This window comes from Streptomyces sp. ICN903, assembly GCF_022015835.1.
Taxonomy (GTDB): Bacteria; Actinomycetota; Actinomycetes; order Streptomycetales; family Streptomycetaceae; genus Streptomyces; species Streptomyces fenghuangensis.
On the sequence record NZ_JAKMAY010000086.1, the window covers coordinates 1 to 19525 of the forward strand.

Below are 19525 nucleotides of genomic sequence, written 5' to 3' on the forward strand. Positions count from 1 at the left end.
CCCCCTGCCCGCGCCCCGCCGGAGCACCCCCCGGCGGGGTGCACCGACACGGGCGACCCCCGGGGCGAGCGGCGTATGGCCAGCGTCTACAGTGGCGTGGTAGGTGCGAGTCGTGAGGGGACCTGCGAAGGTCCGGACTCGCTTGTTCCCACGCGGCGCGAGCCGCGCATGTCGCATCGTGATCAGGGGTGTCCGTGACGGCCGTCGAATCCCGTCCCGCGGGTGGGGATACCGCCCACACCCGAGGGGTTGTGGGGGAGCTCGATCAGAGCCCAGCACACCGGCCGCTCGGGGCCCGTATCAAGGGCTACGTGGCGCTGACCAAGCCGCGGATCATCGAACTGCTGCTGATCACCACCATTCCGGTGATGTTCCTCGCCGAACAGGGCGTCCCCGACCTGTGGCTGGTCCTGGCGACCTGCCTGGGCGGCTACCTGTCGGCGGGGGGCGCCAACGCGCTGAACATGTACATCGACCGCGACATCGACGCGCTGATGCACCGCACCGAGCAGCGCCCCCTGGTCACCGGTGTGCTGACCCCGCGCGAGGCCCTGGTCTTCGGCGTCACGCTGGCCGTGGTCTCCACGCTGTGGTTCGGCTGGACGGTCAACTGGCTCTCGGCGGCGCTGTCCCTGGGCGCGCTGCTGTTCTACGTGGTCGTCTACACGATGATCCTCAAGCGGCGCACCGCCCAGAACATCGTCTGGGGCGGCATCGCCGGCTGCATGCCCGTGCTCATCGGCTGGTCGTCGGTGAAGAACGAGGTGAGCTGGGCCGCCGTCGTCCTCTTCCTGGTCATCTTCTTCTGGACGCCGCCGCACTACTGGCCGCTGTCGATGAAGGTCAAGGACGACTACGCCCGCGTCGGGGTTCCGATGCTCCCGGTCGTCGCGGGCAACCGCGCGGTGGCCCGGCAGATCGTGGTCTACAGCTGGGTCATGGTGGCCGTCTCGCTGGCCCTGTGGCCGCTGGGCTACGTCGGCTGGTTCTACCCGCTGGTCGCGCTCGCCGCGGGCGGCTGGTGGCTGTGGGAGGCGCACGCCCTCCAGGCCAGGGCCAAGGCCGGGGTCACGGGCGCCAAGCTCAAGGAGATGCGGCTGTTCCACTGGTCCATCACCTATGTGTCGCTGCTGTTCGTGGCGGTGGCGGTGGACCCCTTCCTGCGCTGATCCCACGCCGGTTCCGCATACAGGTCCCGCACCGCTCCCGCGCCGGCGCCGTACCGCCCGCGGGCCGGCGCCGGGCGTGGCGCAGGCCACCCGGAGCGGCGGTCGCCAGGCGATCTACCCATCGGTAGCATCCTGTTCATGGACAGCACACAGCAGGCGGAAGAGACCGGGCCCGACGCCAAGGCCCAGCGCTGGGTGACCAAGCTCGCCAAGGAGATCACCGCGTTCGCCGAGGAGCACGGCGGCGGCGCCGACGCCCAGATCTCCTACATCGGCGAGCGCGGCGTGCGCATCGTCCTCGTCGGCGAGGACGGGGGCTGGGGAGACCTGGTGGCCCCCTCCCACGAGGTCGCGCAGAAGGCCGCGCGGAAGGCGGGCGTCACCGTCCACGAGGCCCTCGACGGGGACCTCGCCGCCCGGATCCGCACCGGTCCCTACGAGTGGGAGCGGATGGCGGGCATCCAGGTCGGGGGCCCCAAGGAGCGCTGACGCGCCCGAGGACCGCCGAGGAGCCCGACCGAGGACCGCTGACGCGGGAGCGGAGCGGGGCGGGACGGCCCGCGAGGGCCTGCCGGGCACCCGCCGGCCCGCGTTCCGCCGCCTTCCGGTGTTCGTCCGCCGCCCGGCACAGGCGCGCGAGGCCCCGGTGCGGCCGTGCCGCACCGGGGCCTCGCCGCGTCCGGTCACGGTTGCGCGGGCCCGCGCACCCCGCCGGGTGAGGGGAACGCGGTGCGGGCCGGGCGGGGACTCCCCGCCCGGCCCGCACCGCCGGGGTCCTACAGGCCGGACGCGGCCGGAACCGGCCGGCCGGCGGGCACGGGGGCCGCGGCACCGGTGTCCGCCACCGGCGGCAGACCGCGCTCGCGCAGCGACAGCAGCACCCGCAGGGTGGCGACCCATACCAGGCACGAGCCCAGCAGGTGCGCCGCGACCAGCACCTCCGGCAGCTCGGTGAAGTACTGGACGTAGCCGATGACGCCCTGCGCCAGCAGGACCACGAAGAGGTCCCGGGTGCGGACGAGAGGACGCCGGGGCGCGTCCACGGCCCGCAGCGCCAGCCACAGCAGCACGGTCAGGGCCACCACGGCCCAGGCCAGCAGGGCGTGCACCCTGGCGGTCGTCTCCCAGTCCACGCCCATCCGCGGCACGTCACTGCTGTCGCCCGCGTGAGGGCCCGCGCCCGTCACCATGGTGCCGACGACGATCAGCACCACGGACACGGCCGTCAGCGCCGCCGCGAGCTGCCGGATCCGCGGCCCGGCCAGCGGGCGCGGCACGTCGTCGCCCTCACGGGCACGCAGCCAGGTGACGGTGGTGACCGTGATCAGCACGCTGGCGAGCAGGAAGTGCGCGGCGACGGTGTAGGGGTTCAGCCGCAGCAGCACCGTCACACCGCCCAGCAGGCCGTTGGCGACGACCAGCCAGAACTGCGACCAGGCCAGCCGCGACAGGCCCCGGCGGCGCGGCTTCGCCGAGCGGACCGCGACGATCGCCCAGCCGACGGCGGCGCACAGCACGTACGTCAGCATGCGGTTGCCGAACTCGATGGCGCCGTGCAACCCCATCTCGGGTGTGGCGACCAGGCTGTCCCCGCTGCACTTGGGCCAGGTGTCGCACCCCAGCCCCGAGCCGGTCAGCCGCACCACCCCGCCGGTGACCACGATGAGCACGCTCAGGACGAGCGCGGTCAGGGTAGCGCGCTCCACGGTGCGCTGGGCGGGGGTCCAGCGCCTGGCGACGTACGCGACGGGGTTTCGCGCGAATTCGAGCAGATTGGGCACGGACACCATGGTAGGCGGGCGCTTGTGCAAGCTTTCACGAGGGGGCGCGGGGAAGCCGGTCACGCTCCCCGCGCTCCTTCCGCGTGCCGCCCGTACGGAAGACGGAGGCGGTCATTCCCACCGGAAGAAGCGGGCCGCGGCGGCCAGGCCCGCCACCGCCCACACGCCCAGGACCGCCAGGTTCGCCCAGGGCATCCCGGCCCCGTCCCGCAGCACCTCGCGCAGCCCCTCGGAGAGCGCGGAGATCGGCAGCAGTTCCAGGACCGCGCGCACCGGCTCGGGGAACTTCTCCAGCGGCACCACCACCCCACCGCCGACCAGCAGCAGGACGAAGACGAGGTTGGCCGCCGCCAGCGTCGCCTCGGCCCGCAGCGTCCCGGCCATCAGCAGTCCGAGACCGGAGAACGCCGCCGTCCCGGCGACCAGCAGCAGCGCCACGGCGAGCGGACCGCCGTGCGGCGACCACCCCAGCGCCAGGGCCACCGACGTCAGCAGCGCCACCTGCAGCACCTCGGTGACCAGCACCGCACACGTCTTGGCGGTCATCAGCCCCCAGCGGGGCAGCGGGGAGGCGGCCAGCCGCTTGAGGACGCCGTAGCGCCGCTCGAAGCCGGTGGAGATCGCCTGGCCGGTGAAGGCGGTCGAGAGCACGGCCAGCGCCAGCACGCCCGGCGCCAGGAAGTCCACGCGTTCGCCTCCGCCCCCTCCCTCCCCGGCCAGGTCCACGATGTCCACGGCGCTGAACAGCACCAGCAGCAGAGTGGGAATGACGACCGTCAGCAGCAGCTGCTCGCCGTGCCGCAGCAGCAGCCGTGTCTCCAGCGCGGCCTGCGCGGCGATCATCCGGGGCAGCGGGGCCGCGCCGGGGGCGGGGGCGTATGTGCCCGGCCCGGTGTTCTCCGTACTCACGACCGCAGCTCCTTGCCCGTCAGCTCCAGGCTGTGTTCTTCCGGGGGGCAACCCCCACGCCCCCGGCCGGTGTGTGCGTACCGCCTCACGACCGCAGCTCCTTGCCCGTCAGCTCCAGGAAGACGTCCTCCAGCGTGTGCCGCTCCACCGCGATGCCGTCCGGCATCACCCCGTTCTGCGCGCACCAGGAGGTCACCGTGGCCAGGAGCTGGGGGTCGACGGTGCCGGTCAGGCGGTACGAGCCCGGGGCCGTCTCGGCGGCGGCGGTGTCCGGCGGCAGCGCCTTCAGCAGCGAGCCCAGGTCGAGGCCGGGGCGCCCGGTGAAGCTCAGGGTGTTCTCGGCGCCGCCGCGGCACAGCTCCTCGGGGCTGCCCCGCGAGATCACCCGCCCCTCGTCGATGATCGCGACGTCGTCGGCCAGGGTCTCGGCCTCGTCCATGAAGTGGGTGCTCAGCACCACCGTCACGCCGTCCGCGCGCAGCTCCCGCACCAGGTCCCAGGCGGAGCGGCGGGCCTGCGGGTCCAGGCCGGCGGTCGGCTCGTCCAGGAAGACCAGCTCGGGCCGCCCGACGACGGCCATGGCCAGCGCCAGGCGCTGCTGCTGGCCGCCGGACAGCCGCCGGTAGGGGGTGCGGCCGCAGCCGGCCAGTCCCAGCCGTTCGATCAGCGCGCCGGGGTCCAGCGGGTGGGCGTGCAGCGCGGCCATGTGGCGCAGCATCTCCGCGGCGCGGACGGTGGGGTAGACCCCGCCGCTCTGGAGCATCACGCCGATCCGGGGCCGCAGCGCGGCGGCGTCGGCGACCGGGTCCAGACCCAGGACGCGTACGGTGCCCGCGTCCGCGCGGCGGTAGCCTTCGCAGGTCTCGATGGTGGTGGTCTTGCCGGCCCCGTTGGGGCCGAGGACGGCGGTGACCGTGCCGCGTTCGACGGTGAGGTCCAGCCCGTCCACCGCCGTCCTGCTCCCGTACCGCTTCACCAGTCCCGCGACCTCGACGGCCGCCGTGTCTCGCATACGGGCGAGTCTAGGAGCCCGGCCGCGTGCCGCCCCCGCCGGGCCGCGCCGTCGCCCGGCCCGCGCCGTCCGGTGTCCGGGTAAGGCGTGCCTTACGTGATGCATCCCATTCGGGCCGGTCAGGGCGCGGCTTGCCTGCCTCCTCGGAATTACGCAACAATGGCGTTGTGAAAAAGCGCACCGCCGTCACCGGCCGCCCGGCCGCGGCGGGCGGGAGCGCCGCGGACCCGGGGCGGAGTGAGGAGGCGCGAGAGCACATGGCGGCCCACCAAGGCGGCGGTGACACCCGCACCCCCGGACATCCGGCCCCGGACGAGCACCACGGCACCCGCAACAAGGTCGCGCGCTCCATCCTCGACCACGGCCCGTCCACCGCGGCCGAACTGGCCCAGCGGCTGGAGCTCACCCAGGCGGCGGTCCGCCGCCACCTGGACGCGCTCGTCTCCGAGGGCGTCGTCGAGCCCCGCGAGAAGAGGGTCTACGGCTCGCGCGGCAGGGGCCGTCCCGCCAGGTCCTTCGCACTCACCGACTACGGCCGCAGCGCCTTCGACCAGGCCTACGACCAGCTCGCCGTCGACGCCATGCGCTGGATAGCCCAGGCCGCGGGCGGCGGCGAGAAGGGGCGGGCCGCGGTCGCGGACTTCGCCCGCGCCCGGGTCGCCGCCCAGGCCGAGCGCTACCGCGCCGAGCTGGAGAAGGCCGCGCCCGGGGAGAGGGCCAGGGTTCTGGCCGAGGCCCTGTCCAGGGACGGGTACGCTGCCACCGCGCGCGGCGCGCCCGCCTCCAGCGGAGAGCAGCTCTGCCAGCACCACTGCCCGGTGGCGCATGCCGCCGAGCAGTTCCCGCAGCTGTGCGAGGCGGAGACGGAGGTCTTCTCCCGCCTGCTCGGCACCCATGTGCAGCGTCTGGCCACCATCGCCCACGGCGACGGGGTGTGCACGACGTTCATCCCCAAGGGGGCCTCCGGGGCCGCACCCGGGACACCCAAGACATCCAAGACCACCGCAGCGACAGCATCTGCAAGTACAGCCGGGAGGAACCCCGCATGACTCTCCCCACGGAGACTGCCCACCCTGAGCTGGAGGGCCTGGGCAAGTACGAGTACGGCTGGGCCGACCCGGACGCCGCCGGCGCCTCGGCCAAGCGCGGCCTCTCCGAGGAGGTCGTCCGCGACATCTCGGACAAGAAGTCCGAGCCGGAGTGGATGCTGAAGCTCCGCATGAAGGGCCTGAAGCTCTTCGAGAAGAAGCCCATGCCGAACTGGGGCTCGGACCTGAGCGGCATCGACTTCGACAACATCAAGTACTTCGTGCGGTCCACCGAGAAGCAGGCCCAGACCTGGGAGGACCTGCCGGAGGACATCAAGAACACCTACGACAAGCTGGGCATCCCCGAGGCCGAGAAGCAGCGCCTGGTCGCCGGTGTCGCCGCCCAGTACGAGTCCGAGGTGGTCTACCACCAGATCCGCGAGGACCTGGAGAGCCAGGGCGTCATCTTCCTGGACACCGACACCGCGCTCAAGGAGCACCCGGAGCTGTTCCAGGAGTACTTCGGCACCGTCATCCCGGCCGGCGACAACAAGTTCGCCGCGCTGAACACCGCGGTGTGGTCCGGCGGCTCGTTCATCTACGTGCCCAAGGGCGTCCACGTGGACATCCCGCTCCAGGCCTACTTCCGGATCAACACCGAGAACATGGGCCAGTTCGAGCGGACGCTGATCATCGTCGACGAGGACGCCTACGTCCACTACGTCGAGGGCTGCACCGCGCCGATCTACCAGTCCGACTCGCTGCACTCGGCGGTCGTGGAGATCATCGTCAAGAAGGGCGCCCGCTGCCGCTACACGACCATCCAGAACTGGTCGAACAACGTGTACAACCTGGTCACCAAGCGCGCCGTGGCCTACGAGGGCGCGACGATGGAGTGGGTCGACGGCAACATCGGCTCCAAGGTGACCATGAAGTACCCGGCCGTCTACCTGATGGGCGAGCACGCCAAGGGCGAGACCCTCTCGATCGCCTTCGCGGGCGAGGGCCAGCACCAGGACGCCGGCGCCAAGATGGTGCACATGGCGCCCAACACCTCCTCCAACATCGTCTCCAAGTCGGTGGCGCGGGGCGGCGGCCGCACCTCCTACCGCGGTCTGATCGAGATCGGCGAGGGCGCGGAGAACTCCAAGTCCAACGTGCTGTGCGACGCGCTGCTGGTGGACACCATCTCGCGCTCGGACACCTACCCCTACGTCGACGTCCGCGAGGACGACGTGACGATGGGCCACGAGGCGACGGTCTCCAAGGTCAGCGACGACCAGCTGTTCTACCTGATGCAGCGCGGTCTGTCCGAGGACGAGGCGATGGCGATGATCGTGCGCGGCTTCGTCGAGCCGATCGCCAAGGAGCTGCCCATGGAGTACGCCCTGGAGCTCAACCGGCTGATCGAGCTGCAGATGGAGGGCGCGGTCGGCTGACCGCCCGGCCACCCGCCCTTCCCCCTCCGTGACCGTGAGCCGGTTCCCGGGCGCCGAGAGGCCCGGGGACCGGCGAACACAGAAGACAGAGAGCGAGCAACACGACAGCCATGGCTGAGGCTCAGAACATCCCGGCCGGGTCCACGACCGCCGGATCCATCGCGGTGGCGGCCGAGTCCACCGTCGCCACCCGGATGAGCGCCCCGCCGTCCTTCGACGTGGCGGACTTCCCGGTGCCGCACGGCCGCGAGGAGGAGTGGCGCTTCACCCCGCTGGAGCGGCTGCGGGGCCTGCACGACGGCACCGCCGAGGCGGGCGGCGGCGTCAAGGTCGACGTCTCGGCGCCCGACGGCGTGACGGTGGAGACCGTCGGCCGCGACGACGCCCGGCTGGGCCGGGCGGGCAAGCCCGTCGACCGGGTCGCCGCCCAGGCCTACAGCGCCTTCGAGAAGGCCGCCGTCGTCACCGTGCCCAAGGAGACCGTGCTCACCGAGCCGATCCGGGTGAACATCCAGGGCCAGGGCGGCGTCTCCTTCGGGCACACCGTCTTCGAACTGGGCGCCTTCGCCGAGGCCGTCGTCGTCATCGACCACACCGGCGACGGTGTGCGCGCCGCCAACGTCGAGTACGTGCTGGGCGACGGCGCCAAGCTGACGGTCGTCTCCGTGCAGGACTGGGCCGACACGGCCGTGCACTGCTCCCAGCACAACGCGCTGGTCGGCCGCGACGCCACCTTCAAGTCCGTGGTCGTCACCTTCGGCGGCGACGTGGTGCGCCTCCACCCGCGCGTCAACTACGCCGGCCCCGGCGGCGAGGCGGAGCTGTACGGCCTGTACTTCACCGACGACGGCCAGCACCAGGAGCACCGCCTCTTCGTCGACCACGAGGCGTCCAACTGCCGCAGCAACGTCGTCTACAAGGGCGCCCTCCAGGGCCAGGACGCACACGCGGTGTGGATCGGCGACGTGCTGATCCGGGCCTCGGCCACCGGCACCGACACCTACGAGCTCAACCGCAACCTCGTCCTCACCGACGGCGCGCGGGTGGACTCGGTGCCCAACCTGGAGATCGAGACCGGCGAGATCGTCGGAGCCGGCCACGCCTCGGCCACCGGCCGCTTCGAGGACGAGCAGCTGTTCTACCTGATGGCGCGCGGCATCCCGGAGCAGGACGCCCGCCGCCTGGTGGTGCGCGGCTTCTTCGCCGAGCTGGTCCAGCAGATCGGCCTGCCCGACCTGCAGGACCGCCTCATCGCCAGGATCGATGAGGAACTGGAGGAGTCGGTCGCATGAGCACCGGCGAAAGCGCGGTGGGCAGCGCGGGCTTCGTCCGCGTGGCCTCGCTCGGCGAGCTGGAGGAGGACACCCCCAGGCGGGTGGAGATCGGCGGCGTCCCGGTCTCGCTCGTCCGCACGCAGGGGGAGGTCTTCGCGATCAACGACATCTGCTCGCACGCGAACGTCTCGCTCTCCGAGGGCGAGGTGGAGGACTGCCACATCGAGTGCTGGCTGCACGGGTCCAGCTTCGACCTGCGCACCGGCAAGCCCGACGGACCGCCCGCCACGCGTCCCGTCCCCGTATACCCCGTCAAGATCGAAGGAGACGGCCCCGACGCGGCCGTGCTCGTCTCCACCACCCAGGAGTCCTGAAGCCCCATGGCAACGCTTGAGATCCACGACCTGCACGTCTCCGTCGAGGCCGAGAACGGCCCCACCGAGATCCTGCGCGGCGTCGACCTGACCGTGAAGCAGGGCGAGACGCACGCCATCATGGGCCCGAACGGCTCCGGCAAGTCCACCCTGGCCTACTCGCTGGCGGGCCACCCCAAGTACACGATCACCGGCGGCACCGTCACCCTGGACGGCGAGGACGTCCTGGAGATGAGCGTCGACGAGCGCGCCCGCGCCGGCGTCTTCCTCGCCATGCAGTACCCGGTCGAGGTGCCCGGCGTGTCCGTCTCCAACTTCCTGCGCACCGCCGCCACCGCCATCCGCGGCGAGGCCCCCAAGCTGCGCACCTGGGTGAAGGAGGTCAAGGAGGCCATGGAGCGCCTCAACATCGACCCCGCCTTCGCCGAGCGCAACGTCAACGAGGGCTTCTCCGGCGGTGAGAAGAAGCGCCACGAGATCCTGCAGCTGGAGCTGCTCCGGCCGCGGATCGCGATCCTCGACGAGACCGACTCCGGCCTGGACGTCGACGCGCTGCGCATCGTCTCCGAGGGCGTCAACCGCGTCCGTGGGACCGGTGAGGTCGGCACCCTGCTGATCACCCACTACACGCGCATCCTGCGCTACATCAAGCCCGACCACGTCCACGTCTTCGCGGCCGGCCGGATCGCCGAGTCCGGTGGCCCGGAGCTGGCGGACAAGCTGGAGGAAGAGGGCTACGAGGCCTACGTCAAGGGCGACCGGACGGCGTGAGCCGTATCCGCGGGGCCGCTTCGGCGGCCCCGCGCACCGAGGGCGCCCCCGGCCCGGCCGGACGGGCGCGCAATGGGGTACCTCCGGGACGTGAGGCCACGGGGGAGAACGGAGAAACACGAGCGTGACACAGCTGCCGGGCCTTCTCGACACGGACGCGATCCGCAAGGACTTCCCGCTGCTGGACCGCACGGTCCACGACGGGAAGAAGGTCGTGTACCTGGACAACGCGGCGACCTCCCAGAAGCCGAACCAGGTCCTCGACGCGCTGAACGACTACTACGCGCGGCACAACGCCAACGTCCACCGCGGCGTCCACGTGCTCGCCGAGGAGGCCACGGCGCTGTACGAGGGGGCGCGCGACAAGGTCGCCGCCTTCGTCAACGCCCCGAGCCGCGACGAGGTGATCTTCACCAAGAACGCCTCGGAGTCGCTCAACCTCGTGGCGAACATGCTCGGCTGGGCCGACGAGCCCTACCGCGTCGACGACCGGACCGAGATCGTCATCACGGAGATGGAGCACCACTCCAACATCGTGCCCTGGCAGCTGCTGGCGCAGCGCACGGGCGCGAAGCTGAAGTGGTTCGGCCTCACCGACGACGGCCGCCTGGACCTGTCGAACATCGACGAGATCATCACCGAGCGGACCAAGGTCGTCTCCTTCGTGCTGGTCTCCAACATCCTGGGCACGGTCAACCCGGTCGAGACGATCGTCCGGCGCGCCCAGGAGGTCGGCGCGCTGGTGGTGGTCGACGCCTCCCAGGCCGCCCCGCACATGACGGTGGACGTCCAGGCGCTCCAGGCCGACTTCGTGGCCTTCACCGGCCACAAGATGTGCGGGCCGACCGGCATCGGCGTGCTGTGGGGCCGCCAGGAGCTGCTGGAGGACCTGCCGCCGTTCCTCGGCGGCGGCGAGATGATCGAGACCGTCTCGATGCACTCCTCCACCTACGCCCCCGCGCCCCACAAGTTCGAGGCGGGCACCCCGCCGATCGCGCAGGCCGTCGGGCTGGGCGCCGCGGTGGACTACCTGACCGCGATCGGCATGGACCGCATCGCGGCCCACGAGCACGCGATCACCGAGTACGCGGTGCGCAGGCTCCAGGAGGTCCCCTCCCTGAGGATCATCGGCCCGTCCACGGCCGAGGACCGCGGCGCCGCGATCTCCTTCGCGCTCGGCGACATCCACCCCCACGACGTGGGCCAGGTGCTCGACGAGCAGGGCATCGCCGTCCGGGTCGGCCACCACTGCGCCAGGCCCGTCTGCCTCAGGTACGGAATTCCCGCGACCACCCGGGCGTCGTTCTATCTGTACTCCACTCCGGCGGAAGTCGACGCCCTGGTGGAGGGACTGGAACACGTACGGAACTTCTTCGGTTGATGTTCCGTGACCGACGACGGACGACCGCAGTGGCTGAAGGTGACTCGTGAAGCTTGACTCCATGTACCAGGACGTGATCCTGGACCACTACAAGCACCCGCACGGACGGGGGCTGCGCGACGGCGACGCCGAGGTGCACCACGTCAACCCGACGTGCGGCGACGAGATCACCCTGCGGGTGAGGATGGACGGCTCCACCGTCGCGGACGTCAGCTACGAGGGGCAGGGCTGCTCCATCAGCCAGGCCAGCGCCTCGGTGCTGAACGACCTGCTGGTCGGCAAGGATCTGGCCGAGGCGCGCCGGGTCCAGGAGACCTTCCTGGAGCTGATGCAGTCCAAGGGCCGGATCGAGCCGGACGACGAGATGGAGGAGGTCCTGGAGGACGCGGTCGCGTTCGCCGGGGTCTCCAAGTACCCGGCACGCGTGAAGTGTGCCCTGCTGAGCTGGATGGCATGGAAGGACGCCACCGCCCAGGCCCTGGGCGACGGCTCCGCCGAGAAGAAGGCCGAGGAGAGGACCGCATGAGCGAGACGCCGACCACGACGAAGCCGGCGAGCGAGGACGAGGTCCGCGAGGCGCTGTACGACGTGGTGGACCCCGAGCTGGGCATCGACGTCGTCAACCTGGGCCTGATCTACGGCATCCACATCGACGACGACAACACCGCCACGCTGGACATGACGCTGACGTCCGCGGCCTGCCCGCTGACCGACGTGATCGAGGACCAGGCGAAGTCGGCGACCGACGGCATCGTCAACGAACTGCGCATCAACTGGGTCTGGATGCCGCCGTGGGGTCCGGACAAGATCACCGACGAGGGCCGCGAGCAGCTGCGCGCCCTCGGCTTCAACGTCTGAGGCGCCGAACGCCCGGGGCATCGGGCGAGACCCGGGTGTCCAGCGCCTTCCCCGCCGGCCGGGGCCCTTCGCGGGCCCCGGCCGGCGGTGTGCGCGCCCGGCCGGGGGAGTGCGCGGGGGCGGGGCGGTAGGCGGTCCCGCCGCACCGCTGCGTAGCCTCGGCACATGGCGTATCTGATGCTGGCCTGCGCGATCGTGGCCGAGGTGCTGGCGACCACCTCGATGAAGTACAGCGACGGTTTCACCCGGCTGTGGCCCACCCTGGGCACCGCCGCCGGGTACCTCGTCGCGTTCGCCCTGCTCGCGCAGACGCTCAGGACCATGTCGGTCGGCACCGCGTACGCGATCTGGTCGGGCGTCGGCACCGCCGCCATCGCCGTGATCGGCATGGTCTTCATCGGCGAGGCGGTCAACGCCGTCAGAATCACCGGCATCCTCCTGGTCATCGCCGGAGTGGTGGTCCTCAACCTCGGCGGCGGCGGCCACTGACGGCACCGCCGCGAAGCCGTCCCGAAGCCGTCCCGAAGTCACCGTGAACCCCCTCGCCCCCATCGGGCAACAACAGGTGACGGACCACCCACACGGCAGAGACGGGGGAACTTCGTGGCCGATCCACCGGCGGACGACGCCGCCATCATCGACGACTCCAGAGAGCGGCCCGAGGTCTTCGCGCGCCTCTACGACCGGCACGCCGCCGACATCCACCGCTATGTGGCGCGGCGGCTGGGCGACGGGATGGCGGACGACCTCACGGCGGAGACCTTCCTCACAGCCTTCAGGCAGCGCTTCCGCTACGACACCGACCGGCCCGGGGCCCGGCCCTGGCTGTACGGCATCGCCGCCAACCTCATCGGCAGGCACCGCCGCCAGGAGGTCCGCTCCCTGCGCGCCCTCGCCCGCACCGGGCGGGACCAGGTCGCCGACTCCTGGACGGACTGGGTGGACGGCGCCGACAGCCGGGTGGCGGCCCAGGCCGCCTCCGGCCCCCTGGCCGCCGCGCTCGCCGGACTCTCCGCCGCGGACCGGCACGTACTGCTCCTGGTGGCCTGGGCGGACCTGACCTACCAGGAGGTCGCCGACGCGCTGGACATCCCCGTCGGCACGGTCCGCTCACGACTCAACCGGGCCCGCCGCAAGGTGCGCACCGCGCTCGGCGGGGACCCGACTCTGGCCCGCGAGACAGCGGAGGTGTCCAGCCATGGATGAGATGACCCGGGTGCGCGACTTCCGCGCCGACGCCCCGATCCCCGACCGGGCCCGCCTCGCCCCCGGACGGCAGCGGCTGCTGGACGCGGCGGAACACCGGGCCCGCCCCCGCCGGCTGCGTGCCGACTGGCGGCTGGCCGTCGCCGGCGCGGCCGTCGCGGTCACCGCGGCGGCGTTCGCCGGAAGCCAGCTGGTGGGTGGAGGCGCCGACACCGTCTCACCCCCGGCCGCCTCCTCGGTCCGGCCGCATGCGGACCTGACGGACGCGGCCACCGTGCTCAGGCGCGCCGCCGACACCGTCGAGCGGCTTCCCGACCCCGAACCCCGCGACGGCCAGTGGACCTACATCAAGATCCGGCAGGGGGCGGCGGAGAACGGGGGCCACCAGGAGCCCAGCACCCAGGAGAACTGGTACCGCTACGACGACCCCGAGTTCGAGAACTGGAAGGAGGGCGACGACCACTCCCCGCGCGAGCGGTTCCGCTTCCTGGCCTCCCTGCCCGACGACCCGGAGAAGGTGCTGGAGAGGATCCGCTGGTTCTACCCCTCCAACGGGACCAGGCCCTCCGACGACGAGCCGGAGGAGCCCGACGACGCGCACCACTACCGGGCGGCCGGCGTGCTCATCAAGTCCTATCCGATGGCGCACCAGGGACTGGCCAGGCTCTACCGGGCCCTGGCGACGGTCGACGGGGTGAAGGTGGTGGACCACCTGGTGGAGGACGCTGCCGGACGGGACGCCATCGCCCTGTACTTCGAGGACGACGAGAAGGGCCCGGCCGGATTCCCCGAGACCAGGGACCTGCTGCTGATCGACCCGACCACCTACACCTACCTCGGGACACGGTCGACGGTGGCCGAGGAGTTCTCCGAGGAACTCCCGGACGGCACCGAGCACGGGATGAGGCAGGGGCAGGTCCTGTGGGACACCGCCATCCTGCGCACCGCCCTCGTCGACGCCGAGGGGCGGCGCCCCTGAGCGGGCGCCCCCGGGCGGGCACCTTCGATCCGGCGCCGGCGGGGCACGGCGCCGGCCGGACACGGCGGCGCACGAGCGCGGCGGCAGCCCGCCCACGGGGGTGGCGGACTGCCGCCGCGCGCCGGGAACCGGGCCGGGAGGGGGCGCGGAACGGAGGGAGGAACGGCGCGCGGAAGAAGGCCGTACGCGTCCGGCCGGTGGGACCGGTTCGCGCTCGCGGAAGGTGTCCGGTTAGCGTTTGGCCATGACCGAAGCACCCGCATCCGCACCCCGTACGACCGGCGCGGTCGCCGCCGGACTGGCCACCGTCGCGCTGGAGGGGGGAGCCGTCCTCGACACCTGGTTCCCCGCGCCCGAGCTGACCGAGGCACCCGGCCCCGCCGGCACCGAGCGACTGAGCGCCGAGCGCGCCGCCGAACTGCTCGGCGACGCCGCGCCGCAGGCCCTGGGCCCGGACCGGGTCCGCGGTGTCGAGGTCATCGCCGTCCGCACCACCATCGCCTCGCTGGACGACAAGCCCCTGGACGCGCACGACGCCTACCTGCGGCTGCACCTGCTCAGCCACCGCCTGGTGAGGCCGCACGGCCAGAACCTGGACGGCATCTTCGGCCTGCTCGCCAACGTGGCCTGGACCAGCCTCGGCCCCGTCCCCGTCGAGAGGGTCGAGCAGGTACGCCTCGCCGCCCGCGCCGAGGGCAGGCAGCTCACCGTCACCAGCGTCGACAAGTTCCCCCGGATGACCGACTACGTCATCCCCAAGGGCGTGCGCATCGGCGACGCCGACCGGGTGCGCCTGGGCGCCCACCTCGCCTCCGGCACCACCGTGATGCACGAGGGATTCGTCAACTTCAACGCCGGGACGCTGGGCACCTCCATGGTCGAGGGCCGCATCAGCGCGGGCGTCGTCGTCGAGGACGGCTCCGACATCGGCGGCGGCGCCTCGATCATGGGCACCCTCTCCGGCGGCGGCAAGCAGACCATCTCCATCGGCAGGCGCTGCCTGCTGGGCGCCGAGGCCGGCATCGGCATCTCGCTGGGCGACGACTGCATCGTGGAGGCGGGCCTCTACCTGACGGCCGGCACCCGCGTCACCCTGCCCGACGGCAAGGTCGTCAAGGCACTGGAGATGTCCGGCGCGAACAACCTCCTGTTCCGCCGCAACTCCACCACCGGAGCCGTCGAGGCCCTCCAGCGCTCCGGCTCCTGGGGCGGTCTGAACGAGGCCCTGCACAGCCACAACTGACGCCGCAGCGGGTACACCCCCGGCGCCGGACGGCCGGCCGGGCCCGCCGCTCCCACCGGGCGGCGGGCCCGTTACGCTGTGCGGTCATGAGCGATCTCACGACCGGGGCGCGGTACCTGGGGCAGGGCCAGAAGTGGGTCCTGCGCAACGGACGGTGGTTCGGCTTCGGGCTGCTGCCCGCGCTCATCACCCTGGTGCTCTACACGGCGGCCCTGGTCGTCCTCGGCTTCTGGGCCGACGACCTGGCCGCCTGGGCCACGCCGTTCGCCGACGACTGGTCCTCGCCCTGGGCCGGGCTGCTGCGCGGCACCTTCACCGTGCTGCTGTTCGCCGGCGGCCTGCTGATGGCGGTGCTCACCTTCACCGCCGTCACCCTGCTGGTCGGCGACCCCTTCTACGAGTCCCTGTCGGAGAAGGTCGAGGAGTCCGAGGGCGGCTGCCCCGAGGGCCCGGACGTCTCGCTGCTGCGCGGACTGTGGATCTCCCTGTGCGACAGCCTCTACGTCCTGGTGCGGGCCCTGGCCTTCGGCGTGGTGCTGTTCCTGCTCGGCTTCGTGCCCGTCGCCGGCCAGACCGTCGTCCCCGTCCTCGGCCTCGTCGTCTCGGGGTTCTTCCTGACGCTGGAACTCGCCTCGGTCGCCATGCAGCGCCGTGGCATCCCCGTCCGGGAGCGGCTGCGGATGCTGCGCGGACGCAAGGCCCTCGCGGTCGGCTTCGGGGCGCCGCTCGCACTGTGCTTCCTGGTGCCGCTGGCCGCGGTCCTCCTGATGCCGGGCGCGGTCGCGGGCGCCGCCCTCCTGGTGCGGGACCTGACGGACACGCCCGCGGACGGACAGCCGGCCGCGCGGGAGCCGCAGGGGCCTCACGGACCGCAGGGGATGTGGGCCAAGCCGGACCACCGAAGCGGTCCGGCCGGACCGGCCTGACCACGCCCGGGGCCGCCGGGCCGGATCACCGGGACAGCGCCGCCCTGAGGGCTTCGGCCAGCCGCGCGGTCAGCGCCTCGTCGGCCGGCAGCAGCGGCGGGCGCACCGGCCCGCCCGGCAGCCCCGCCGCGGCGAACAGCGCCTTGACCGACACCGCGCCGGGCACCTGGGACATCATCGCGTCGACCAGCGGCACCAGGGCCTGATGGCGCCGGGCGGCCCCGGCGTGGTCGCCGGCGTCGAAGGCGTCCAGGACGCCGCGTACGGCGGGCCCCGCCACGTTGGCGACCGTGCTCACACAGCCGTGGGCGCCGATCGCGCGCAGCGGCAGGGTCATCTCGTCGCAGCCGGAGTAGTAGGCCAGCCCGGTGGAGCCCAGCACCCTCGCCGTCTTCATCAGGTCGTAGGCGCAGTCCTTGACCGCGCGGATGCGCGGGTGCTCCGCGAGCCGCGTCAGCGTCTCCACCGTCAGCGCGGTGCCCGCCCCGGTGCGGGAGGGGATGTCGTAGAGCATCACCGGCAGGGCGGTGGCGTCGGCGACGGTGGCCAGATGGCGGGCGACGGCCTCCTGGGTGGGGCGGGAGTAGTACGGCGTGACGACCAGCAGGCCGTGGGCGCCCGCCTCCTCGGCGGCCCGCGCCAGTTCCGCCGAGTGCCGGGTGTCGGCGGACCCGACGCCGGCGACGATCCGGGCCCGGTCGCCGACCTCGTCGGCCACGGCCCGTACCAGTGCGGTCTTCTCGTCGTCGGAGGTGGTCGGAGACTCGCCGGTGGTGCCGCTGAGCACCAGGGCGTCGCAGCCGGCCCGGTCCACCAGATGGGCGGCCAGCCGCCGGGCGCCGGGGAGGTCCAGCGCGCCGGAGGAGTCGAACGGGGTGATCATGGCGGCGGCGACACGGCCGAAGGGGGAGTCGGGCATGGGGCGAGTCTGGCCCACGCCGAAGCGGCCGGTCCAACCGGCCGCTCGGGCGGCTCGGTCAGCGGTCGCCCCGGCCCGAGGCGCGTTCCCGGGGGAACTCGTCGGTGGGGAGAACCATTCCGACAGGAGTCTCCCGCAGATCGATCTCCTCTCCGAAGCCGACGGTGAGGTGGCTGCGGTACTCGTCCTCCTTGGGATGGGTGAACAGGTGACACTGCCCGCTGTACGGATCGACGATCAGGTAGGCGGGAACCTCGGCGGTGGCGTACGCCTCGTACTTCTTCCCGTAGTCGTTCTGACGCGTGCTCTCCGAGATCACCTCGGCGACGAACTCCACGTCCTGGTAGCACCAGCGTCCCTGCGAGTCCTGTCGGGAATCCTCCGCGAGAAGCACCATGTCCGGCGCGAACCCGTTGCGGGGACCGGGAAAGTCGATGCGGAGGTCCGACTTCAGCCGGTTGCGTGGATGCCGCGAACGCAGATGGTCGTAGAGCGCGGCGATGATCTCCCAGTGCGTGTCGCGTTGCGGCGTCATGTGGACGGACCCCTCGACGATCTCGGTCTTGTAGCCCTCGGGGACGGGCATCCGCTCCAGCAGCTCGAACAGTTCGTCCAGGCTGGGTTCGCCGCTGTCGGCCATCTCGATCCTGTCGGTGAGTTCGACGGTCATCGACGTGCCACTCCTCCCCGCCGCGCCGGGCGGCGCAGCCGCACGGTCCAACGATACGAGGATCATGACGGTCACGCCCCGCGCGGCGGAACGTGTCGGCCGCGCCGCCCGCCCGGAAAGCGGGCGGGCGGCACGGCCGGTTCCCACGGGGATGTCCCGCCTTCAGGGACGGAAGCGGATCACCTGGGGGTCGTGGTCGCTCGCCTGGTCGGCGAACTCCGCGTTGACGTGCACGATGTCGTAGTCGAAGCGGCGGATGCCCGGGGAGACCAGGGTCTGGTCCAGCACCTGGGCGTTGCCGTCGTAGACGTAGGTGTAGCGCTCGTCCTCGGGCAGCGAGAGCACCGCGCTGCGCAGCGCGCCGCCCGCGGTCAGCTCGCGGGTGGTGGCGGAGAACTCGAAGTCGTTGATGTCGCCGAGGACGACGACGTTCGCCTTCCGCTGCACCGCCAGCACCTGCCGCACGAAGTGGTTGACCGCCTTCGCCTGCGCGGTGCGCTGGACCTCGGAGGAGCGCTCGGGAGGCTGGACGGCCGCGTGCAGGGACTGGTCGCCGCCCTTGGAGGCGAAGTGGTTGGCGACCACGATGACGGTGCGGCCGCGGAAGCGGAACTCGCCGGCCAGCGGCTTGCGGCTGTCCTCCCAGGCCGTGTCGTTCGGTGCGACGCGGGCGGGGGAGTGGGTGAGCACGGCCCGGCCGCGCTCGCGCTCCACACCGACCGCGGTGGTGGCGTCGCCGCCGGGGCGGTCGACGAAGGAGACCCGCCCGGGGTTGAAGAGGAAGACGTTGCGGATGTTGCCGCCGGGCTGGCCGCCGTCGGCGTCGTCCACGGGATCGACGGTGCGCCACTCGTAGCGCGGGCCGCCCGCGGCCGCGATGGCCTCGGTGAACTTCGCGAGCGTGGCGTCGGCGGAGACCACCTCGTCGTTCACCGGGCCGTTGTCGTCCTGGATCTCCTCCAGGGCGAGGATGTCGGGGGAGGCGAGGTTGTCCACCACGCCCCGGGCCAGCCGGTCGAACTTCTCCTGGTCGTTGCCCGGGTGGAGGTTCTCCACGTTGTAGGTGGCCACGGCCAGTTCGCCGCGGCGCTGGGCGCGGGTGCGCTCGCGCTCCAGGCCGCGGTCCTCGACCTCGCCCAGCTCGCGGGCGGCCACCAGGTAGCCGCCGTACTGCTCGTAGTCCAGCGGGCCGGTGGTGGAGCCGGCCAGCACGTCGCCGGTGTTCGCGGTGGGGAAGGGCTCCTGGGCCAGCGGGACGAGCGACTCGACCTTGAGCCGGCCGGAGTTCTGCTCGTCGTAGCCGCCGTAGACGGTGCCGCCGCGCGCCGAGGGGTTCTGCTCCGGCCTGACGGTCACCCACAGTTCGGCGTACTGGGTGCTGGGGCCGGCCACGCGGGCGTCGCGGATCTGTACGTCCATGCCCTCCAGGGACTCGTACAGGTCCAGCGCGTAGGTGCCCGGGCGCAGTTGAAGCCCCTCGATGCTCCCGCCCGCGGCCGGGTCACCCTGGGGCGCGTACGCCTCGGGGACGGAAGCGGAGTCCAGGACCACCGGGGCGGGCAGGGGGTTGCCGGAGGAGACGACGG

21 protein-coding genes are annotated in these 19525 nt (G+C 72.3%); 15 read left to right on the top strand and 6 right to left on the bottom strand.

Annotation, left to right across the window (positions count from 1 at the left end):
* The first annotated feature begins 194 nt into the window (after nt 1-194).
* Together L7D48_RS11585 and L7D48_RS11590 are read left to right on the top strand one after the other, a co-directional pair.
* The gene (locus L7D48_RS11585; protein WP_237879048.1) at nt 195-1169 is read left to right on the top strand and encodes a heme o synthase; all 975 of its coding nucleotides are present in this window, start codon (nt 195-197) and stop codon (nt 1167-1169) included.
* 138 nt (nt 1170-1307) lie between these two features.
* Nucleotides 1308-1658 carry a hypothetical protein gene (locus tag L7D48_RS11590; protein ID WP_237879050.1) on the top strand — a complete coding sequence of 117 codons (351 nt, stop codon included), beginning with the start codon at nt 1308-1310 and terminating at the stop codon, nt 1656-1658.
* Nucleotides 1659-1945: 287 nt separating this feature from the next.
* On the opposite strand, the gene L7D48_RS11595 is transcribed toward L7D48_RS11590, so the two are convergent.
* From L7D48_RS11595 to L7D48_RS11605, 3 genes are all read right to left on the bottom strand, one after another.
* Nucleotides 1946-2959, bottom strand: coding sequence for a heme A synthase (locus L7D48_RS11595; RefSeq protein ID WP_237879052.1), 1014 nt, complete (start codon nt 2957-2959; stop codon nt 1946-1948).
* Between the two features lie 102 nt (nt 2960-3061).
* Nucleotides 3062-3793, bottom strand: a complete 732-nt coding sequence (locus L7D48_RS11600; RefSeq protein WP_237879092.1) for an ABC transporter permease — start codon at nt 3791-3793, stop codon at nt 3062-3064.
* A gap of 151 nt (nt 3794-3944) precedes the next feature.
* Entirely contained in the window at nt 3945-4871 is a 927-nt protein-coding gene (locus L7D48_RS11605; RefSeq protein ID WP_237879054.1) for an ABC transporter ATP-binding protein, read from the bottom strand.
* 257 nt (nt 4872-5128) lie between these two features.
* Here L7D48_RS11605 and L7D48_RS11610 point away from each other — a divergent pair, with 257 nt between their 5' ends.
* The 13 genes from L7D48_RS11610 (at nt 5129) to L7D48_RS11670 (ending at nt 16350) form a co-directional block, all read left to right on the top strand.
* Entirely contained in the window at nt 5129-5920 is a 792-nt protein-coding gene (locus L7D48_RS11610) for a metalloregulator ArsR/SmtB family transcription factor (protein ID WP_237879056.1), read from the top strand.
* Nucleotides 5917-7338: a Fe-S cluster assembly protein SufB gene (gene sufB, locus L7D48_RS11615; RefSeq protein WP_237879058.1), complete on the top strand. Its 1422-nt coding sequence runs from the start codon at nt 5917-5919 to the stop codon at nt 7336-7338. Before L7D48_RS11610 ends, sufB begins: the two co-directional genes overlap by 4 nt.
* Nucleotides 7339-7448: 110 nt before the next feature.
* Nucleotides 7449-8630: a Fe-S cluster assembly protein SufD gene (gene sufD / locus L7D48_RS11620; protein ID WP_237879060.1), complete on the top strand. Its 1182-nt coding sequence runs from the start codon at nt 7449-7451 to the stop codon at nt 8628-8630.
* Nucleotides 8627-8986, top strand: a complete 360-nt coding sequence (locus L7D48_RS11625; protein ID WP_237879064.1) for a non-heme iron oxygenase ferredoxin subunit — start codon at nt 8627-8629, stop codon at nt 8984-8986. Before sufD ends, L7D48_RS11625 begins: the two co-directional genes overlap by 4 nt.
* Nucleotides 8987-8992: 6 nt before the next feature.
* Nucleotides 8993-9757 carry a Fe-S cluster assembly ATPase SufC gene (gene sufC, locus L7D48_RS11630; protein ID WP_237879066.1) on the top strand — a complete coding sequence of 255 codons (765 nt, stop codon included), beginning with the start codon at nt 8993-8995 and terminating at the stop codon, nt 9755-9757.
* Nucleotides 9758-9881: 124 nt separating this feature from the next.
* Nucleotides 9882-11138 carry a cysteine desulfurase gene (locus tag L7D48_RS11635; RefSeq protein ID WP_237879068.1) on the top strand — a complete coding sequence of 419 codons (1257 nt, stop codon included), beginning with the start codon at nt 9882-9884 and terminating at the stop codon, nt 11136-11138.
* Between the two features lie 46 nt (nt 11139-11184).
* A complete protein-coding gene (gene sufU, locus L7D48_RS11640) occupies nt 11185-11664 on the top strand; it encodes a Fe-S cluster assembly sulfur transfer protein SufU (protein WP_237879070.1) in 480 nt (159 codons plus the stop codon).
* Entirely contained in the window at nt 11661-11996 is a 336-nt protein-coding gene (locus tag L7D48_RS11645; RefSeq protein WP_206346530.1) for a metal-sulfur cluster assembly factor, read from the top strand. Before sufU ends, L7D48_RS11645 begins: the two co-directional genes overlap by 4 nt.
* Before the next feature lie 165 nt (nt 11997-12161).
* Complete coding sequence (locus tag L7D48_RS11650; protein WP_237879072.1) at nt 12162-12485, top strand: multidrug efflux SMR transporter; 324 nt, start codon at nt 12162-12164, stop codon at nt 12483-12485.
* A gap of 114 nt (nt 12486-12599) precedes the next feature.
* Nucleotides 12600-13202: an RNA polymerase sigma factor gene (locus L7D48_RS11655; protein ID WP_237879073.1), complete on the top strand. Its 603-nt coding sequence runs from the start codon at nt 12600-12602 to the stop codon at nt 13200-13202.
* Nucleotides 13195-14181 carry a CU044_5270 family protein gene (locus L7D48_RS11660; protein WP_237879075.1) on the top strand — a complete coding sequence of 329 codons (987 nt, stop codon included), beginning with the start codon at nt 13195-13197 and terminating at the stop codon, nt 14179-14181. The genes L7D48_RS11655 and L7D48_RS11660 overlap by 8 nt, the downstream gene beginning before the upstream one ends.
* 244 nt (nt 14182-14425) lie before the next feature.
* The gene (dapD, locus tag L7D48_RS11665; RefSeq protein ID WP_237879083.1) at nt 14426-15424 is read left to right on the top strand and encodes a 2,3,4,5-tetrahydropyridine-2,6-dicarboxylate N-succinyltransferase; all 999 of its coding nucleotides are present in this window, start codon (nt 14426-14428) and stop codon (nt 15422-15424) included.
* Between the two features lie 86 nt (nt 15425-15510).
* Nucleotides 15511-16350, top strand: a complete 840-nt coding sequence (locus L7D48_RS11670; RefSeq protein ID WP_237879085.1) for an EI24 domain-containing protein — start codon at nt 15511-15513, stop codon at nt 16348-16350.
* Between the two features lie 25 nt (nt 16351-16375).
* On the opposite strand, the gene dapA is transcribed toward L7D48_RS11670, so the two are convergent.
* From dapA to L7D48_RS11685, 3 genes are all read right to left on the bottom strand, one after another.
* The gene (gene dapA, locus L7D48_RS11675) at nt 16376-17269 is read right to left on the bottom strand and encodes a 4-hydroxy-tetrahydrodipicolinate synthase (protein ID WP_237879087.1); all 894 of its coding nucleotides are present in this window, start codon (nt 17267-17269) and stop codon (nt 16376-16378) included.
* Between the two features lie 58 nt (nt 17270-17327).
* Entirely contained in the window at nt 17328-17939 is a 612-nt protein-coding gene (locus tag L7D48_RS11680) for a Uma2 family endonuclease (RefSeq protein ID WP_237879089.1), read from the bottom strand.
* A gap of 162 nt (nt 17940-18101) precedes the next feature.
* Nucleotides 18102-19525 (bottom strand): endonuclease/exonuclease/phosphatase family protein (locus tag L7D48_RS11685; protein WP_237879090.1); only part of this gene is annotated, 1424 nt, incomplete at its 5' end.

Bases quoted from the DNA above. Each gene is read 5' to 3' on its own strand.
- L7D48_RS11670 (WP_237879085.1), top strand. From the start codon at position 15,511: ATGAGCGATCTCACGACCGGGGCGCGGTACCTGGGGCAGGGCCAGAAG.
- sufC (WP_237879066.1), top strand. From the start codon at position 8,993: ATGGCAACGCTTGAGATCCACGACCTGCACGTCTCCGTCGAGGCCGAG.
- L7D48_RS11610 (WP_237879056.1), top strand. From the start codon at position 5,129: ATGGCGGCCCACCAAGGCGGCGGTGACACCCGCACCCCCGGACATCCG.
- L7D48_RS11680 (WP_237879089.1), bottom strand. From the start codon at position 17,939: ATGACCGTCGAACTCACCGACAGGATCGAGATGGCCGACAGCGGCGAA.
- L7D48_RS11590 (WP_237879050.1), top strand. From the start codon at position 1,308: ATGGACAGCACACAGCAGGCGGAAGAGACCGGGCCCGACGCCAAGGCC.
- dapA (WP_237879087.1), bottom strand. From the start codon at position 17,269: ATGCCCGACTCCCCCTTCGGCCGTGTCGCCGCCGCCATGATCACCCCG.
- sufB (WP_237879058.1), top strand. From the start codon at position 5,917: ATGACTCTCCCCACGGAGACTGCCCACCCTGAGCTGGAGGGCCTGGGC.
- L7D48_RS11605 (WP_237879054.1), bottom strand. From the start codon at position 4,871: ATGCGAGACACGGCGGCCGTCGAGGTCGCGGGACTGGTGAAGCGGTAC.
- dapD (WP_237879083.1), top strand. From the start codon at position 14,426: ATGACCGAAGCACCCGCATCCGCACCCCGTACGACCGGCGCGGTCGCC.
- L7D48_RS11595 (WP_237879052.1), bottom strand. From the start codon at position 2,959: ATGGTGTCCGTGCCCAATCTGCTCGAATTCGCGCGAAACCCCGTCGCG.
- L7D48_RS11650 (WP_237879072.1), top strand. From the start codon at position 12,162: ATGGCGTATCTGATGCTGGCCTGCGCGATCGTGGCCGAGGTGCTGGCG.
- L7D48_RS11660 (WP_237879075.1), top strand. From the start codon at position 13,195: ATGGATGAGATGACCCGGGTGCGCGACTTCCGCGCCGACGCCCCGATC.
- L7D48_RS11645 (WP_206346530.1), top strand. From the start codon at position 11,661: ATGAGCGAGACGCCGACCACGACGAAGCCGGCGAGCGAGGACGAGGTC.
- L7D48_RS11600 (WP_237879092.1), bottom strand. From the start codon at position 3,793: ATGATCGCCGCGCAGGCCGCGCTGGAGACACGGCTGCTGCTGCGGCAC.
- L7D48_RS11625 (WP_237879064.1), top strand. From the start codon at position 8,627: ATGAGCACCGGCGAAAGCGCGGTGGGCAGCGCGGGCTTCGTCCGCGTG.
- sufD (WP_237879060.1), top strand. From the start codon at position 7,449: ATGGCTGAGGCTCAGAACATCCCGGCCGGGTCCACGACCGCCGGATCC.